14 protein-coding genes are annotated in these 15,222 nt (G+C 57.2%); 3 read left to right on the top strand and 11 right to left on the bottom strand.

Annotation, left to right across the window (positions count from 1 at the left end; all coding sequences use genetic code 11):
• Positions 1 to 109 precede the first annotated feature (109 nt).
• Together VGC33_RS11940 and VGC33_RS11935 are read left to right on the top strand one after the other, a co-directional pair.
• Entirely contained in the window at positions 110 to 1,411 is a 1,302-nt protein-coding gene (locus VGC33_RS11940) for an MFS transporter (protein WP_331120977.1), read from the top strand.
• 84 nt (positions 1,412 to 1,495) lie between these two features.
• Positions 1,496 to 2,800, top strand: a complete 1,305-nt coding sequence (locus tag VGC33_RS11935) for a nickel pincer cofactor-dependent isomerase, group 22 (RefSeq protein WP_331120976.1) — start codon at positions 1,496 to 1,498, stop codon at positions 2,798 to 2,800.
• Between the two features lie 155 nt (positions 2,801 to 2,955).
• Here the strand turns inward: VGC33_RS11935 and VGC33_RS11930 are convergent, their stop codons facing one another.
• From VGC33_RS11930 to VGC33_RS11880, 11 genes are all read right to left on the bottom strand, one after another.
• Positions 2,956 to 3,465, bottom strand: coding sequence for a hypothetical protein (locus VGC33_RS11930; RefSeq protein WP_331120975.1), 510 nt, complete (start codon positions 3,463 to 3,465; stop codon positions 2,956 to 2,958).
• A gap of 301 nt (positions 3,466 to 3,766) precedes the next feature.
• Entirely contained in the window at positions 3,767 to 5,053 is a 1,287-nt protein-coding gene (locus tag VGC33_RS11925; RefSeq protein ID WP_331120974.1) for an MFS transporter, read from the bottom strand.
• Complete coding sequence (locus VGC33_RS11920) at positions 5,053 to 6,207, bottom strand: mandelate racemase/muconate lactonizing enzyme family protein (RefSeq protein ID WP_331120973.1); 1,155 nt, start codon at positions 6,205 to 6,207, stop codon at positions 5,053 to 5,055. The genes VGC33_RS11925 and VGC33_RS11920 overlap by 1 nt, the downstream gene beginning before the upstream one ends.
• Positions 6,208 to 6,448: 241 nt before the next feature.
• Complete coding sequence (locus VGC33_RS11915; protein WP_331120972.1) at positions 6,449 to 6,682, bottom strand: hypothetical protein; 234 nt, start codon at positions 6,680 to 6,682, stop codon at positions 6,449 to 6,451.
• Positions 6,683 to 6,788: 106 nt separating this feature from the next.
• Entirely contained in the window at positions 6,789 to 7,697 is a 909-nt protein-coding gene (gene mak, locus VGC33_RS11910; protein WP_331120971.1) for a fructokinase, read from the bottom strand.
• Between the two features lie 28 nt (positions 7,698 to 7,725).
• Positions 7,726 to 8,760, bottom strand: coding sequence for an ABC transporter permease (locus VGC33_RS11905; protein WP_331120970.1), 1,035 nt, complete (start codon positions 8,758 to 8,760; stop codon positions 7,726 to 7,728).
• Positions 8,757 to 9,776, bottom strand: coding sequence for an ABC transporter permease (locus tag VGC33_RS11900; RefSeq protein ID WP_331120969.1), 1,020 nt, complete (start codon positions 9,774 to 9,776; stop codon positions 8,757 to 8,759). The genes VGC33_RS11905 and VGC33_RS11900 overlap by 4 nt, the downstream gene beginning before the upstream one ends.
• A gap of 20 nt (positions 9,777 to 9,796) precedes the next feature.
• Positions 9,797 to 11,278 (bottom strand): sugar ABC transporter ATP-binding protein, encoded by a 1,482-nt coding sequence (locus VGC33_RS11895; RefSeq protein ID WP_331120968.1) that lies wholly within the window; start codon positions 11,276 to 11,278, stop codon positions 9,797 to 9,799.
• Between the two features lie 66 nt (positions 11,279 to 11,344).
• A complete protein-coding gene (locus tag VGC33_RS11890; RefSeq protein ID WP_331120967.1) occupies positions 11,345 to 12,334 on the bottom strand; it encodes an autoinducer 2 ABC transporter substrate-binding protein in 990 nt (329 codons plus the stop codon).
• Between the two features lie 29 nt (positions 12,335 to 12,363).
• Complete coding sequence (locus tag VGC33_RS11885) at positions 12,364 to 12,837, bottom strand: VOC family protein (RefSeq protein WP_331120966.1); 474 nt, start codon at positions 12,835 to 12,837, stop codon at positions 12,364 to 12,366.
• Positions 12,838 to 12,868: 31 nt separating this feature from the next.
• The gene (locus VGC33_RS11880) at positions 12,869 to 13,441 is read right to left on the bottom strand and encodes a phosphoheptose isomerase family protein (RefSeq protein WP_331120965.1); all 573 of its coding nucleotides are present in this window, start codon (positions 13,439 to 13,441) and stop codon (positions 12,869 to 12,871) included.
• Positions 13,442 to 14,064: 623 nt separating this feature from the next.
• Here VGC33_RS11880 and VGC33_RS11875 point away from each other — a divergent pair.
• The gene (locus tag VGC33_RS11875; RefSeq protein WP_331120964.1) at positions 14,065 to 15,180 is read left to right on the top strand and encodes a GntR family transcriptional regulator; all 1,116 of its coding nucleotides are present in this window, start codon (positions 14,065 to 14,067) and stop codon (positions 15,178 to 15,180) included.
• The last annotated feature ends 42 nt before the right edge of the window (positions 15,181 to 15,222 follow it).

Genomic DNA, 15,222 nt, shown 5'->3' with positions numbered 1-15,222 from the left:
TACAGGTTATTCATAATCTCGTTAACAGACAAGACATCTTTTATTAAAACCGCGTTATCAAATAGAGCAACTTCACAAAATTAATAGAAACATCATTTGAGGAATGGCTATGCTCAATGCTCCACAGGCAATACCTAAAAAACGGTGGCTCCGGATCTTGCCGCCGATACTGCTGGTGTACATCGTCGCGCTGATGGATCGGGTTAATATCGGCTTCGCCATTGCCGGCGGCATGGATAAGGATCTGGGATTATCGACCACGTTCGCCGGCCTGGTGGCCGGGATCTTTTTCATCGGCTACCTGCTGCTGCAGGTGCCGGGCGGCCTTATCGCCGCGCGCGGCAGCGCCAAGAAATTTATCGCCTACACCATCGTCGGCTGGGGGATAACCTCGATATTGATGGGCTTTGTGGAAAAAGACTGGCAAATCCTGACGCTGCGGTTTTTGCTCGGGGTGGCGGAAGGCGGGGTGTTCCCGGCGTTGCTGATTATTATTTCCAATTGGTTTCCCAATGCGGAGCGCGCGCGCGCCAACGCCATATTTATCGGCGGCATTGTGTTTATTGCCAATTTTATCAACGGCCCCATTGCCGGCTGGATTATCAGCCGCTGGACATGGCGTGAATTGTTCATTATTGAAGGGGTGATGTCGTTATTATTGTTGTTTATCTGGTTTCCGATCATCAGCAATCGTCCGGATGACGCCGCCTGGATAAGCGATGCCGAACGCGACTATATAAACGGCAAAATCCAGGAGGAACAGGCGGCCAGCGTCGCCTCCGGTTCGCTGCTGGAGATAATCAGACAGCAGAATCTCTGGAAGCTGGTGGTGATCTACTTCTGCTATCAAACCGGCATCTACGGCTTTAGTTTCTGGCTGCCTACCATGATAAAGAACCTGACTTCGCTGGGCATCGGCGCCGTGGGGTTCCTTTCCACCCTGCCTTACGTCGCCATGCTGATCGGCACCTATGCCATTTCCTCCCTGTCGGATCGTAAAAACAACCGCAAATTTTATATCGGCTTATCGCTTCTGGGCTTTGCCGTGTTCCTGATTGGTTCGGCGCAGTTCAGCCAGCACATCTGGATCTCGTTTACCTTTCTGGTGCTGTGCGGCCTGTTCTATGAATCCGCCTCCAGCGTGTTCTGGACCATTCCGCCGGTGCTGTTTCCCCACCATCTTGCGGGCGGCGCCCGGGGCATTATCAACGCGCTGGGCAACCTGGGCGGCTTTGTCGGGCCGCTGATGATAGGCTGGATGACCGCGCAGTACAGCTTTTACACCGGCATTTATTGCCTGGCGGGGATATTGCTGGCGGGCTTTCTCGTCACCCTGACCCTGCCCGGCACGTTCGGCCGCGCCGCCGTCGCCCCCGCGCACGCCGGGATAGCGAAAGCCGCCAAACCCTAGGCGCCGGCCGCCATCGCAACGCGCGCCCCGATGGCGCGCGTCCCCTTAACCGTCGGCAACGATGCCGCTTAATAAGGTCAGGCCATGTTTGAACACACGGAAATAAAACTCGAGGGCGGTTTTGATATCGCCTGGCCGACGCTGTATCGCGTTAAACAAAAATTCGACGGCGCCCGCATCGACGATATCGAGGCCAAAGTGGCCGCCGAATTCGCCAAACCCGCGATTTCCGAAAAAATCCGGCCGGGCATGCGGGTGGCCATCACCGCCGGCAGCCGCGGCATCGCCAATTTACAGGCTATTATCACCGCCATCGCGCGCGAGATAAAACAGCGCGGCGCCAGCCCACTGGTGGTTCCCGCCATGGGCAGCCACGGCGGCGCCACGGCGGCGGGCCAGCGGCAGGCGATTGCTGAATTCGGCATTACCGAAGACAATATCGGCTGCCCGGTAATAAGCTCCATGGAGACGGTGGAACTCGGCCGGCTGGAAAACGGCCTGACCATCTGGTTCGATAAGGCGGCCTATGAATGCGACGCGGTGATAGCGTTGGGCCGCGTCAAGCCCCATACGGATTTTAAAGGGCCGGTGGAAAGCGGCATCCAGAAAATGATGGTCATCGGCCTGGGCAAGCATAAAGGCGCCAGTTCCATTCATTCCCATGAGATCGCCACCTTCGGGCAACTGGTGCCGCTGGCGGCGGCGCTGGTGATGGAAAAGGCGCCGATCGCCGTCGGCATCGGCCTGGTGGAAAATGCCTATGACCAGACCTGTGATATCGTCGCGCTGCCGGTGGAGCGGATCGCCGCCGGCGAGCCGGCCCTATTACAGCAGGCCAAGTCGCGGATGCCGAAACTGCTGCTTGAGAGTATCGACGTGCTGGTGGTCGAACGTTTCGGTAAGGAGATAAGCGGCGCGGGCATGGACCCCAACGTCACCGGCCGCAACGCGTCCGGGGTGAAGGAGGGATTTATCGCGCCGCCGATTCAGAAAATATGGGTCCGCGACCTGACCGCCGCCTCCCACGGCAATGCCGCCTGCATCAATAATGCCGATATCATCACCAGCGCATTTTTTAATAAAATAGATTTCTCGGCTTTTTACACCAATGTCATTACCTCCACCAATCTCAATTCCGGCAAACTGCCGCTTATCCTGCCCAACGACCGGCTGGCGCTGGCGGTGGCGATAAAAACCTGTAACCGCATTGATTACCGCCGGCCTAAAGTGGCGTGGATCCGCGACACCTTGCATCTGGAATATATTTACGTCTCCGAAGCCTGCCTGGCCGAACTGGCGGACCGCGATGACGTGGAAATAACCGGCGAAACGGTCGAGGTGTCTTTTAATGAACGCGATGAGGTCAGCACGCGCTTTGATTTCGGTTAATCCGGCGTGGGGGACAATGCGGTGGACCGCGCCGGTTTAGCCGCATTGTCAGGCCAGATCTCTGGAGATGGCGGACATGCCCTTGATGCCGTTTCCGAAACGCGCCAGCGCCTCGCGATGATGAGCCCATTCGCTGTAGGGCAGGTAACGCACCTTCATATCGGCCACGCGACTAAAAGCCGGCCTTTGATGATGGCGGTATTGCACGGCGGCATCAGCGTCGGATGGAGAAAATAGAGCAAATTGGCCACCGCCGGCCCCAGCCCCTTGATTGCCAGCCGATCTATTTGGTGTATGGCGGAGATAATCTGATCGGCGCCGGTGCAACCGGCACAGGTAAACAGCAAATGGCCGAAGGCGCGCTGATGGTCCGCATTTTCATAAATATCGGGTATTCGCAGCTTGGGTTTCCATAAAAAGGCGTGGTCGGCCCCCTTGAAAATTTGCCGCTGTTCGGCAATGGAATGGACAATGGTTTCCAATGATGAGCCGCGATATTGATTGCCGAACACGCCACGCTCGATTTCCCCCACCACTTGCGTAATGCCCCGGCGAATCGATCGAAAATTCTTAATGCGCTGATCCCATAAAAACCAGCTTTGATAAGTGCCGGCCGGATCGTTGCGCCATCGATCGATCAACAGACGAAACGCGTCTTCATTCATCGCTTTCCCACCCTGAGGTTTCCACCGGCATTATTGCCGAAAAATAAGCGCAACCGACACTCTGTTCAGCGCCTCGCGACTTTCCTGTGACATAAGGCTAAGCGTGGCGCGATTCATTTTAGTCGCCGAACGGCGGGGGTTATTGTCGTGGATCATCAAATAACCGGGGAAAACCGGCGCGGCGACAAACGGCGGGCAATGAGACGCCTCTTTTGGGCAGAGCATATCGCCGCCGGACGGCGGCGCGAAGCGACGCGCCCGCGACGGCCAGGCGCGCCATCGCGGGCGTGGGGGGCCGAGCCTAAGCGGCCTGCAGGCGAAGGCTGTCCACCTTGCGCTGGCGCACAAACAGCAGCATGACCACGATACCGGCCACCGCCAGGATGCTGGCGAGGATAAACGCCGCATGGTAGCCGCCGCCATACTGGATCAGGAAGCCGGTAATGCCCGGCGACAGGATGCCGGCCAGGTTGGCCAGCAGGTGGACAAAACCGCCGGCGGAGCCGATGCGCTGCGCCGGCACGATATCCTGCAACAGCGACCAGCAGGCCTGCGGGGTCATATAGGCAAACAGGCTGGCAATGGTTATCAGGGTTACCGCCGTGCCCAGGCTGGACGCATAGGCGGTCATCAGCACGCACAGCGCGGCGATGGCCAGGCCGCAGACGATAACCAGCTTGCGCGACAGCAGGAAGTTGCCGGTTTTGCGAAACAGGGCGTCGCAGATAAACCCGCCGCCGATAAAGCCGACGGTGGCGCCAAGCCACGGCAATATGCCGACGATGCTCATGCTCTTGATATCCAGATGCTGGAAATCCGTCAGGTAGCTGGGCAGCCAGGAAAGGAAAAAGAACTGGATATAGTTAAAACAAAAGAACGCCGCCGCCACGCCCAATACCGGCATCGACAGCACAAAAAAGAATACGCCGTGTTTCTGCGCGCCGGCGACCGGGGCCGCGGGTTTGGCCGGGCGGTCGGCGGCGATCATCGCCACTTCCGCCGGGGAAACGCGGCGGTGCTGCTCGGGCCGGTCGCGGAAGAAGGTAAGCCACAGCGCCAGCCAGACAAAGCCCAGGCAGGCAATCACCACAAACGACACGCGCCAGCCGAAGTTAAGCCCCACCAGGCCGACAATCGGCGCGGCGACGGCCGCGCCCAGCGGCTGGCCGGCGTTGGTAAAGCCCACCGCCCTGCCCACTTCCCGGCGCGGAAACCAGTTGGAAATGGATTTATTGGTGGTGGTGCCCATCGGGCCTTCGCCAATGCCGAACAGGATGCGCAAGATAAGCAGATGGCCGAAGCCGGTGGCCAGGGCGGTGGCGCCGCAAAAGAACGACCAGAAACCGGCGGCCCAGGCATACACCTTGCGCGGACCGTATTTGTCCGCGCCCCAGCCGCCGATAAAGCAGAACAGGCAATAGCCGACAAAAAAGAAGCTGAACACAATCCCCATCTGCGCATCGCCGATATGCAGGTCTTGTTTAATCAGCGGCGCCATCACCGAGAGCGCCGCGCGATCGAGATAGTTGAGCATGCCGGCGGCGAACAGCAGCAACGCCACGATAAAACGATAGTTATGCTTAAACATCAGGCTTTCTCCCGGGTCAGGCTGCAATGGGCCACGCGGTAGCGTGCGATAAGATCTTCATCCGGGGCGAATCCCAGCCCCGGGACGGTGGGCAGCCGCAGGCGCGGCTGGAAATCCAGCTCGGCATATAAGGGTTCGGGCCATTGCAGGTAGGGCACCTCGAGCGCGATATCCTCCGGCAGGGTGGCCACCAGATGCGCCGTGGCCAGCAGCGCCGCGCCATAATAAAAACAATGCGGCACCACTTTTACCCCGTAATGGCGCGCCAGCCGGTAAACGTCCAGGGCGGCGCTGATGCCGCCGATTTTGGCCACGCTGGGCTGGGCCACGCTTACGGCGCCGGCCGCGAAATGCTGTAAAAAACCCTGCACGCCCTGGGCATTTTCGCCGGCGGCGATGGGTGTGCCGCAGGCCCGCACCCGCGCCAGTCCGGACAGATCGTCCGGCGGCCAAACCGGCTCCTCCAGCCAGGTCAGCCCCAGTTCATTCAGGGCCTGCGCCCGCCGGCAGGCTTCGTCCACCGACCACGGGCAGTTAACGTCCACCATTAGCTGCGCGTCGTCCGGCAAGGCATCGCGCGCCGCGGCGATGGCGGCATACTCGGTTTCATGCAGCTTGATGGCGCGGAACCCGGCGCGGTAGGCGCGCAGGGCATGGGCCGCCACCTGCGCCGGATCGTTGTCATAGCTCACCAGGCTGGCGTAAACGCCAATCTCCCCGCGGGTGGCGCCCAATAGCTGCCACAGCGGTTTAGCGGCCCGTTTGGCGCACACATCCCATAAGGCGATATCCAGCGCCGACAGGGCAAACTGCACCGGTCCGCTGCGGCCAAAGGCATGAAACGCGCGCTGCGCCTGATCCATCAGTTGGCGGAGCCCCTCGGGCGTGCCGTCAAAAGAGCGGCCGAGAAAGAAACGCCCCACCGGACCTTCCAGCGCGGCAAAGGTCATGGGATTGGACAGATGACCGAAGCCCTCGCCCCATCCCTGCAGGCCTTCGTCGGTGGTTAAACGCACCAATAATGTCTCCATGCGGGTCAGCTCGCGCGAGGCGGCGTTATAGGCATCGCCCCCGCCGCTCTCCGTCCGGTCGCTGCTTCTGCCGGAGGTGAACGGCATCGCCACGCGCATCACTTCAATTGCGGTAATCTTCATAACCTTGCCCCTGCGCGGTCGGTTTATTTGCCGGATACCGGCGTTAAGTTATCGGAATGTAAATTATTATAGAGAGAGGGGTGTCCGCCAACACTGTCAAACGGCACAGTGTTATGCGCGGGGAAACACAATGATCTGGGCAAATGAATAAGGCGCTGAGAGGCAGATCACGAAATCTTGGGTAAGGTCATCAGGATGCCGGCGCGGACGCGCCGGCGCAAAAAATACCGGGAACGGGCGATTATTTATCGGTGCTGGAAGCTATCTGGGCATTTTTGTCATCACGCTCGGCCTGGCTGTCTTTCGCCGCCGCCCGGGCTTTTTCGGCCATGGCGTCGGTCTGCTCGTCGGTCAGCGCCTCTTCGGCCTCGAACAGTTTGCCCAGCCCCTGGCTGATGGTGACATCCTCGGGCTTTTGTCCTTCTGCGCCCTGGGGTTTGCCGTCGGTTGACGCATCGGTTTTGGCATTGGTCATGGTATTGTGCTCCGGTCATTATGCAAAAAGGCCTATACCGCTAAGCATAGACCTTTAACCGGCGTTTCCTTACGACTAATGCATATCATTGAAAATGATTTACATGCTAACCGATACGCGGCAGCCAGGCCGCGCCGCGTACTCCGCTGGAATCGCCATGGCGGGCTTTGCGCACCGGCGTGTCGCATTCGCCGCCGAACACCCATTGCGGCAATAGCGCCGGCAGGGTGGTATACAAGCGGTCCACGTTGCTCATGCCGCCGCCCAGCACTATCACCCGCGGATCAACGGTATTGATCACTCCCGCCAGCGCCTTGGCCAGGCGATGTTCATACTGCCGCAGCGCCAGTTCGGCATGCGCGTCGCCGTCCAGGGCGCGGCGGGCGATGTCCTCGCCGCTCAGGGACGCCCCGCTAAGGCGTCGGTAAGCGGTGGCGAAGCCGGTGCCGGAGATAAAGGTCTCATTGCAACCGGTTTTGCCGCAGTAGCAGGGCACTTCGCGCTGGTATTGCAACTCGGTTTCGTCGGGCCAGGGCAGCGGATTATGACCCCACTCGCCGGCGATGCCGTTATGGCCGGCATACACCCGCCCGTTAACGGCAAGCCCCCCGCCGCAGCCGGTACCGATAATGACCGCGAACACCATCTCCTCCCCCGCCCCCGCGCCGTCGGTGGCTTCGGATATCGCCAGGCAGTTGGCGTCGTTGGCAACGGTAATGGGACGCCCCAACAGCGCGCCCAAATCCTGCCGGAACGGTCGGCCGTTAAGCCATACCGAGTTGGCGTTCTTGATCTTGCCGGTCATCCGGGACACGGTGCCCGGGATGCCGATGCCGATGGAGCCTTGTTCACCCACCGCCCGCTCCGCGCCCAGGATCAGGTCGCAGATAGTGGCCAGGGTGGCGGCGTAATCATCGCGCGGCGTCGGCACCCGGTAACGGTACTGCTCGCCGCCCGCCGGGTCCAGTGCGATAACCTCGGTCTTGGTGCCGCCTAAATCAATGCCAATATACATACGGATACCCTTGTTTTTCGGTTAACGGTCACGGGTTGCGCGGCTTTATCCGCCGGCCGAGCCAGGAAAACAGGCCGCGGCACACCACGATGACGATAATAATGCCGCCCCAGGTGGCGGTGATCATAAACGGATCCAGCCGCAGCAGGTTCAGGCCGCTGGAAATAAGCTGCAGGATAATCACCGCCAGCACCACGCCGGATACCCGGCCGAAACCGCCGAACGGACTGACTTTGCCCAGAAACGCCGCCAGCACCGCCACCAGCAGATACGAATCGGCATAGCTGGCCTTAACCGAGTTCAACTGGCCTATCATGACCAGCGCGGTCAGGGCGGCAAAACACGACGACAGCACATACTGGAAAACCGTCACCTTGACGGTATCAACGTTGGAAAACCGCGCGGCCACCGGATTGGATCCCATCATGTACAGGTTAAATCCAAAACGGGTTTTATTGAGGATAACCGACGCGACGACGGCGGCGGCGGCAAACAGATACAGCGAATTGGGCACGCCGAACGTCTGGCCGTTGCCGATATTCACCAGCGCCGGCGGGAAACCGGTAATGGTATAGCCCTTGGTAAAAACCACGTTCAGGCCGGAAATCAGCGTCATGGTGCCCAGGGTGACCAAAATGTCCGGGATTTTCAGCAGGGCTATCAGCAAGCCGTTGACCACGCCCACCAGAATGCACGCCAGCAGCCCCAGGAAAATGGCCAGCGCCACCATCTCGCCCGAGGCCAGTTTCATGCCGTTGACCGAGACCGATTGCAAAAACAGGGCAATGATAATGCCGTTCAGATTGGTGGTGGCGATAATCGACAGGTTAATGCCGCCGGACAGCATGGAAATCATCATGCCCAGCGACAGGAAGCCGACGATGGGCAACTGATACGCCATGGAGCTGAAGTTCTGCACGCTGAGGAACTTGCCGCCGTTTAAGGCGTACATCACCATAAGCACCGCCGCCATCACCACATACAGCGAGGCGTTTTCCCGCAGGAAAGGCGGCAGGCCCGCCCTCGCGGCCGGGAGTTTATTATTGTTGCCGACAGCCTTCATGATGGCTCCTTGAGTTCAACCAAAACACGCACCCGGGAACGGCGCTGTTTAATCACCTGCAGCGCATTGGCCGCGACGCTTATCAGGATAACCAGCCCGGTGAACACGTTGTAATAATAGGGAGAAACCTTCAGCAGCGTCAGGCTGTTGCTGAGAATGGCGAACAGCAACACCCCCAGCAACGTGCCCGGCACGGTGCCGCGCCCGCCGGTGACCGACGCCCCGCCCAGCACCACGGCGGCGATCACCTGCAGCTCCGACCCGACGATCGAATTGGGGATCACCGTTTGCACGATGGACACCTGGACGATACTGGCAAAACCGGAAATGGCGCCCACCAGGGTATAGATAAACAAGGTGGTTTTTTTCAGGTTAAACCCCACGCGCTCGGCGGAGAGGGCATTGCCGCCGACCGCGTAGACGCTGCGCCCAAGGCGGGTATGGCGCAGGAAAAAGTGCAGGATAATCGCCAGCAAAAACCACAGGCAGGTGACAAAACTGATGCCGTAAAGCGAACCGTTGGCGGCCTGCAGCGGCAGGATTTTCAATTCCGCCAGCCCCAGGAACGACGGTGGAATGTCGTAAATCAGATCGCCCTGGGTCACCACATACAATAAGCCGTAAAACAGGCTGTTGGTGGCGATGGTGACGATGATGGCGGTAATCTTGAAATAATAAATGATGACGCCGTTTAACAAGCCCATTACCGCGCCGATAGCCATGCTGCACAGGATCGCCAGGTAAATGTTATCCAGGTTGGCCTGCAAAAACCAATACACCACGGCGTACTGCGCCACCTGGGCGATAGCGGTAAATGAGACGTCGAAACCGCCGGAAAGCAGCACCAGCAACACCCCGAGGGCGAAGATACCCAGCACCGTGTAGGATTTCAGCAGGCTGGCGATATTGTCCAATGACAGGAAAGCCGGATTAATCAGGGCGATGGCGATGGAAAACAGGATAATCAGTATTAACAGCAATGTTTCCCGCGCTTTGAATATTTTAACGAAATCCATAATAAAACCACCTCTTGATATCAGGCACTTTCCATATCCCGCTGCAACGCCTCGTTGTCGACGGCATCGGTCGCGTATTCCTTACCGAATCGACCGCGGGTCATCATGATGATGCGATCGCAATTCGCCAGCAGCTCCGGCAGTTCATCGGAAATAAACAGGATGGCCATGCCCGCCGCCGCTTTTTCCTTCACCGTCTGGTAGATATAGCTTTTGGCGCCGACGTCGATGCCCACCGTCGGGCTGTCGAGGATGAGGATGCGCGGATGGGTCGCCAGCCATTTGGCCAGCACCACCTTTTGCTGATTGCCGCCGGACAGCATGCGGATCTCCTGGTCCTGACCGCCGTATTTCACCTGCATCCCCTTGAGCAGTCCGCCGACCGCGGCGCGCATTTTACCGCTGTTGATAAGCTTCAGCGGATTGAGATACGCCTTCAGCGAACAAATGGCGGTATTGGCGGCAATGCTCTGCTCCATGACAAGCCCCTGCGCCAGCCGGTCTTCCGGCACATAGGCGATGCCGTTGGCCACGGCGGCGGCGATGCTGCCGATGCGCGCCGGGCGGTTGTCGATCAGGATTTGCCCCTCCTGGGCCGGCTCCACGCCGAACAGCGCCAGCGCCAGCTCGGTGCGCCCCGCGCCCAGCAGGCCGGCGATGCCCAGTACCTCGCCCTGGTGTAAATCGAAACTTATCTCCTGGAAACTGTTCCGCCTGCCGAGCCGGCGCACGCTTAGCACCACGTCCCGCGTGGCGTGGGAGGCCCGGGGCGGATAGGTCAGTTCATAGCCCAGCATCAGTTCTTCAATGCGCGCGGTGGTCAGCGCGTGGGCGTCGACGGTATCGATAAGCCTGCCGTCGCGCATCACGGTGATGCGATCGCAAATTTCCAGCAGTTCATTCAGTTTATGGCTGATGAATATGAACGAGATGCCCTGGGAGCGCAGGCGGTTGAGCAGGGTAAACAGGTGCTTGATTTCGGTGCGCGTCAGGGCGGTGGTCGGCTCATCCAGGATAATCAGCCGCGAATCATTGATAAGCGCCCGGGCGATGGCCACCAGTTGCTGCTTGGCGATGGGCAAATCCTCCACCAGCGCATCCAGGTCCAGGCTGACGCCCAGCTGACCGATAATGGCTTTCACCTGCTCTTGGTAAGCGCCGGAAAAAACCCAGGGCTTCTGGTCGTTAATCATCTGGCTGATATAGATATTTTCCATCACCGTCAGGTTGGGAAACAACGACAGGTCCTGGTAGATAATGCCGATGCCCTGTTTTACCGCCTCGATGGCGGAATATTTCTCGATGGTACGGCCATTGATGCGCAACAGACCGCGATCGTAGTCCAGCACCCCGGCGACAATCTTCATCAGGGTCGATTTACCGCAGCCGTTCTCACCCACTAAACCGTGAATTTCCCCGACGTTAATATCAAAGCTGACATCATTGAGGGCGGTGACCCCGGCAAATGTCTTGGTAATATGCTCAACGGCAAGAAATTCCATGTCGTATTCCTCAGGCGTAACGGCGTGGTCCCCGGCCGGGCGGATCCACGCCGGAAGTGGCTCCGCTTAAAAATCGTACTGACTGTAGTTTTCTTTGGTCACGGTCAGCGGCTTATCAAAAATAATATTCTTGCCGTCGATAACCGGCTTGCCGATGCCGGGAATTTCCAGGCCGTTCTTGATCTGATCGCGTTTGCCGTCGATGATCATCTTGGCGATATAGGTCATGGAATAAGCCGCATCGCCCGGACTCCACAATATGGAGGTGGTAATGGAACCGTCCTTCAGGAACGAGGCGCTTTCCTTAGGCGAGGTGGTGCCCATCACGGTCAGCTTGCCCACCAGACCTTTTTCGCGCAACGCCTGGGCGGCACCCGGCCCGCCCTGGCTGCCGAAGGAAATCACGCCCTTCAGATCCGGATAGGTGGACAACAGTTCCAGCGTTTTCTGGCGCGAGGCGTTGCGGTCTTCGCTGACCGGGAAACGGTCGGCGATAAGCTTCAGGTTCGGGTATTTTTCCTTGGCTTCCTTAATGGCCGCGTCCGCCCAGATATTGTGGGCCGGCACGGTAAGCGAGCCGACATAAATGGCGTATTCGCCGCCCTCTTTGGCATGCTCGGCAAACTGATCCATCATATATTTGCCGAATTTTTCATTTTCAATCATTTCCACATCGTAATCGGCATTGGGCTGGTTCACCGATTCATGGGTAATCACCACGATGCCCTTTTCATGGGCGCGGGCAAATACCGGCTCGCAGGAGCTGGCGTTATTCGGCACCACCAGCAGCGCATTAACGCCCTGGCTGATTGAATCCTCGATAATGCGCACCTGCTGCGCCTCATCCGGCGAAGCGGGCGCCTGTTGATAGACTTTGACATCAAAATCCTTCCCGGCTTTCTTCAGCCCTTTTTCATAATCGTTAAACCAGGCGGAGCGTAATTTTGGAATGCCCACCATGGTTAATTCCTTGTCAGCGGCGCTGCTGAGATTGGGCAACAGGCTGACGGAGGCGCCCAACAGCATATAGAGCGCAATTGCATTGATTTTTTTCATGGTTTTTCCTTATCGCTGACTTGGCTGATTCAGGCGGGATAACGGCTTTCCGGTTGCGGAATGGCGCCGGCATTGCCTAATTCGATAACCGCGCCCTGAAACCGTTCTTCGGTATCAAGGTAATAAAAAACATCGTCGCCTATATTGCCGCTTTGCACTACCTGGTAGCCGCGCGCCTCATACCGCGCAATCGCCTGGGTGCAATCCTGGAAATACAGCTTCAGATGATGCAGGCCGTAACCGTGTTTTTCGATATATTCATCGTAAATGCTATATCCGCTGACCGGCTGCATTAATTCCATCTGAATACCGTTAACCCAGCACACCGCTATTTTATAAATATGCTCCGCCGGATTACCGCGATAGAGTGAATTACGAATATTATGCGGGCCGTAGGTATACACATCCCAGGGGCCGATATCGCACGCTTGATAATAATGCGCCATAGCGTCATCCAGGTTTTCCACCAGATGCGCTATTTGAATAATATCACCGTCTTTCATCGTGAGACCTTTTCAAATAGGTGAACGGGTTTCAGGCAAATTTCTGCGGCAACCCTTCCAGATTGGTATGGCGCGTTTTCATTTCGTCGAGGGAAATACCGGTTTTTTCAATCAACAGCATGGTGATGATATCGACAAACAGAAATAACGACTGCTCCAGCAAAGACGACATAGGCTGGATCGACGCCACTTCCCGATCGCCGCCGAAGATCTGGCCCGGCACGCGCACGGTCAGGTCGGCATAACCGCCGTGTTCGTTTTCCGGGTGGGCGGTCAGCAACGCCACCCGGGCGCCGGCCTCCTTGGCCAGTTTTATCACGTTCAGTTCCACGTTGGTCACCGCGCAATGGCCGATCAGCAAATCACCCTCGCCCAGGCAAGGCGTGGTGGTGTCGTACACCACGTAACTGTCAAATCCCATATGTTTCAGGCGCATGGCAAAAGCGCGCACCGAAAGTTGCATCCTTCCCATCGCATATAATTGAATAGTCTTGGCTTTACAAATTTCATCCATCAAATGATTGATTTCGGCTTCATCCACGGCCAGCAGAGTGGTTCTGTTTTCCGCTATCACCTGTTCTACCAGGCTTTTGTAGGTGTACATCGGCAAATCCTCCTGTTTTTGGTCATTGACGACGGGCGCTAAAAAATTACAAGTGAGCTAATATGTAAAATTATTTAGCTAACATGTGCATACAACATACGATAATTTTTTAGCAAATCTTTCGATATTGATCACACTTTTGGCGCGGAATTGTTAAATATTCTGATGAAATGTTTAGTTAAGTGATAAGGATCACATATCCGTGAGGGCCTTTTTCGTCACCCGCCGGCCAAGTGTGCCCCGCGCGCCGCGGAGACGGCGCCGGCGGGCGGGAGACCTTGGAAAGCATAGGGGAATGTCGGCCCGCCCGCGGGCAAAGACGGCGGCGGCCGCTGGGTTTATCGGCAAGGGTGGGACCGGCCGGTAAAAAATAAACGGAAAAAAATATCGATTTAGCGCGCCGACCGTGGGTTTATTACGTCCTGAAACGGGATAATTAGCCGCTAAACGCGTTAAGCGTTGCCGTAGTTATCAGCAGAATAACCCGCTTGATTTTACAACTTTTATCATTTATGGTGTTTTGCAACATCGGTCGGAACATGTTGTCTATTACATGTAATAATCCAGCGGTCCTCACTCATTTCTTTTGGATAATTAATCTCAGCATGGGCAAAAGAATCATCATGGCGAAAAGAGGTAAGCTGGATAGCGTTTTTTTGAATATCGAGCAGCGCATTCGCGACAATATTTATCAGGAAGGCCAGCGCCTGCCGTCGGAATCGGTGCTGTGCGAGGAATTCGCGGTGTCGCGCCCGACGGTCTCCAAGGCGCTGTCCAAACTGCGGGAACTGGGGCTTATCAGCAGCACCCAAGGCTCCGGCCATTACGTCAACGCGCGGCAGCCGGAATCGACGGCCCCGCAGGGGGAGCTGACTCTCGGCATCCTGTCGCCGCGCATGGAGGCCAATGAGAGCGGCTTCCTGTTCGAGCAAATTTTCAAATCCATTGCGTCGCTCTCGCAGCAGTTCAATTTTTCCCTGGTCTGGAACGGCATCGTCACCATGGGCATTGACGCCAGCAAGCAAAAAATTATCCAGACCATTGAAAACATCATCGATCGCTACATCAAAAACAACGTGAACGGAATATTTTTTATCCCGATTGAATTTCATCCGTTCGCCGACGAAATAAATCAACTGATTTTGCAAAAACTGTCACAATTTAATATCAGGGTCATCCTGGTGGATAGCGACTTCAAAGCCTATCCCAATAAATGCGCCTACGATCTGGTGGGCATTGATAATATTGCCGCCGGCTTTGAAGTCACCCGCCATCTGTTAAAAAATCAATCGCGCCGGGTCGATTTTTTATGTGAAGACTATTCGGCGCATACCGTTTCGATGCGTATCATGGGGTATAGGCTGGCGCTGCTGGACGCCGGCATCCCGGCGACCGAAAGCTGGATCCATAAGGGGCGGGCGGGTGAAAAAGACTTTATCAACGGCATCCTGGACGGCGGCGCCACTGATATTGTCTGCGCCAATGATTTCACCGCCATGAAATTCTTATCCACCTGCGGACAAATCGGCCGCCAGGTCAACGTCGTGGGCTTCGATGATAATGAGTATTCCGCCCTGCTCGGTATTCCCCTGACCACGTATAAGCAGCCCTTTGGCGATATCGCCAGAAACGCCATATTCCTGATGCTTAACCGTCTGCAGTTCCCCCAGGACGCGCCGCGCCATCTGCAATTGCGCGGCGAGCTGATTATCCGCTCGTCCTGCGGCACGCGCCGCTAGCCCGGCCGAGATACATTTCTTCATAGTTCCAGGGGCCATGCA

It is taken from the genome of Acerihabitans sp. (genome assembly GCF_036398755.1).
In the GTDB taxonomy this organism is placed as follows: domain Bacteria; phylum Pseudomonadota; class Gammaproteobacteria; order Enterobacterales; family Enterobacteriaceae; genus Acerihabitans.
Note: the sequence above shows the minus strand (reverse complement) of the source record. Positions and strands in the feature narration are given on the sequence as shown.

Bases quoted from the DNA above. Each gene is read 5' to 3' on its own strand.
- VGC33_RS11940 (WP_331120977.1), top strand. From the start codon at position 110: ATGCTCAATGCTCCACAGGCAATACCTAAAAAACGGTGGCTCCGGATC.
- VGC33_RS11935 (WP_331120976.1), top strand. From the start codon at position 1,496: ATGTTTGAACACACGGAAATAAAACTCGAGGGCGGTTTTGATATCGCC.
- VGC33_RS11930 (WP_331120975.1), bottom strand. From the start codon at position 3,465: ATGAATGAAGACGCGTTTCGTCTGTTGATCGATCGATGGCGCAACGAT.
- VGC33_RS11925 (WP_331120974.1), bottom strand. From the start codon at position 5,053: ATGTTTAAGCATAACTATCGTTTTATCGTGGCGTTGCTGCTGTTCGCC.
- VGC33_RS11920 (WP_331120973.1), bottom strand. From the start codon at position 6,207: ATGAAGATTACCGCAATTGAAGTGATGCGCGTGGCGATGCCGTTCACC.
- VGC33_RS11915 (WP_331120972.1), bottom strand. From the start codon at position 6,682: ATGACCAATGCCAAAACCGATGCGTCAACCGACGGCAAACCCCAGGGC.
- mak (WP_331120971.1), bottom strand. From the start codon at position 7,697: ATGTATATTGGCATTGATTTAGGCGGCACCAAGACCGAGGTTATCGCA.
- VGC33_RS11905 (WP_331120970.1), bottom strand. From the start codon at position 8,760: ATGAAGGCTGTCGGCAACAATAATAAACTCCCGGCCGCGAGGGCGGGC.
- VGC33_RS11900 (WP_331120969.1), bottom strand. From the start codon at position 9,776: ATGGATTTCGTTAAAATATTCAAAGCGCGGGAAACATTGCTGTTAATA.
- VGC33_RS11895 (WP_331120968.1), bottom strand. From the start codon at position 11,278: ATGGAATTTCTTGCCGTTGAGCATATTACCAAGACATTTGCCGGGGTC.
- VGC33_RS11890 (WP_331120967.1), bottom strand. From the start codon at position 12,334: ATGAAAAAAATCAATGCAATTGCGCTCTATATGCTGTTGGGCGCCTCC.
- VGC33_RS11885 (WP_331120966.1), bottom strand. From the start codon at position 12,837: ATGAAAGACGGTGATATTATTCAAATAGCGCATCTGGTGGAAAACCTG.
- VGC33_RS11880 (WP_331120965.1), bottom strand. From the start codon at position 13,441: ATGTACACCTACAAAAGCCTGGTAGAACAGGTGATAGCGGAAAACAGA.
- VGC33_RS11875 (WP_331120964.1), top strand. From the start codon at position 14,065: ATGGCGAAAAGAGGTAAGCTGGATAGCGTTTTTTTGAATATCGAGCAG.